Here is a 1,185-nt window from a genome sequence, read left to right as displayed (position 1 = left end):
GGCCTCAAGAGCACGGTCGGCGGCGACCGGATCGAGGTCGTCGCCGCCGACCCGGCCGATCTCCCGCTGGTGGCCAGGACCGTCGCCCGGGTCGCCGAGGGCGAGCCGGGCACCGTGCGCGCCGAGCGCCGGGTCCACGCGGCCGTCACCGACCGGGTGGCCGCCCTGACCGAGGTGGCCCGCACCCTCCAGGACGAGGGCGTCACCGTCGAGGACATCGGGCTGCGCCGCCCCAGCCTCGACGATGTCTTCCTCCGCCTCACCGGCCACACCACCGCCCGCCCCACCGGTTCCGACCGCCCCGAGGAGGCCGCCGCGTGAGCCCCGACGCCCCTGACAGCGCTGACCCCGCCACCGCCGCCCCGGCCGATGAACGCCGCTTCTTGTGGGCGGTGACCGACTGCGCCAACCTCGTCCGCCGCGAGCTGCTCCACTACCGGATCCAGCCCGTCTACATCCTCTGGCAGCTCGGCTTCCCGATCATCTCCGTCCTGCTCTACGGATATGTCTTCGGCGGCGCGATGAAGCCCCCGGGCGGCGGCGACTACAAGGACTTCCTGATGCCGGGGATGTTCGTGATGACGATGACCTTCGGCTTCATGAACACGGCGACCGTGATGACCCAGGACCTCACCAAGGGCGTCATCGACCGCTTCCGCTCCATGCCGACGGCCCCCTCGGCCGTGGTCACCGGCCGCGGTGTCAGCGACCTGCTGGTGGCGACCGCGGAACTGACCATCCTCGCCCTGACCGCCCTCGCCATCGGCTGGCGCTCCGACGGCGGCCCGCTCGCCACCCTCGGGGCCTTCGGCCTGCTGCTCCTGCTGCGCTTCAGCCTGATCTGGGTCGGTGTCTGGCTCGGCCTGCTGCTGCCCAGCCCGGAGGCCGCGGGCTCCCTCTACGCCGTGGTGTTCCCGCTGACGATGATCTCCAGCATCTTCGTACCGCCGTCCTCCATGCCCGACTGGCTCGGCGCGGTGGCCGCCTGGAACCCCATCTCCTCCACGGCCGCCGCCGCCCGCGAACTCTTCGGCAACCCGGTCGCCAGCGGCGGCTCCTGGATCGAGGAGAACGCCGTCCTGATGGCGGTTCTCTGGCCCCTGGTCATCACGGCGGTCTGCCTGCCGCTGGCAATCGCGCGCTTCCAGCGGCTGAGCCGCTGACGGGCGGGCGTGGTGCGCCGCC

Annotated in this window: 2 protein-coding genes; both read left to right on the top strand. The window is 72.4% G+C overall.

The genetic code is table 11. The features are described from left to right. The coding region (locus ACFVIM_RS35230; RefSeq protein ID WP_384310476.1) for a DUF4162 domain-containing protein at positions 1 to 321 on the top strand (321 nt) is incomplete at its 5' end. Next, positions 318 to 1,163 carry an ABC transporter permease gene (locus ACFVIM_RS35225; protein ID WP_384310474.1) on the top strand — a complete coding sequence of 282 codons (846 nt, stop codon included), beginning with the start codon at positions 318 to 320 and terminating at the stop codon, positions 1,161 to 1,163. The genes ACFVIM_RS35230 and ACFVIM_RS35225, both read left to right, overlap by 4 nt. The last annotated feature ends 22 nt before the right edge of the window (positions 1,164 to 1,185 follow it).

It is taken from the genome of Streptomyces sp. NPDC057638, from assembly GCF_042800315.1.
GTDB lineage: Bacteria > Actinomycetota > Actinomycetes > Streptomycetales > Streptomycetaceae > Streptomyces.
This window is presented reverse-complemented; position numbering and strand designations above follow the sequence as displayed.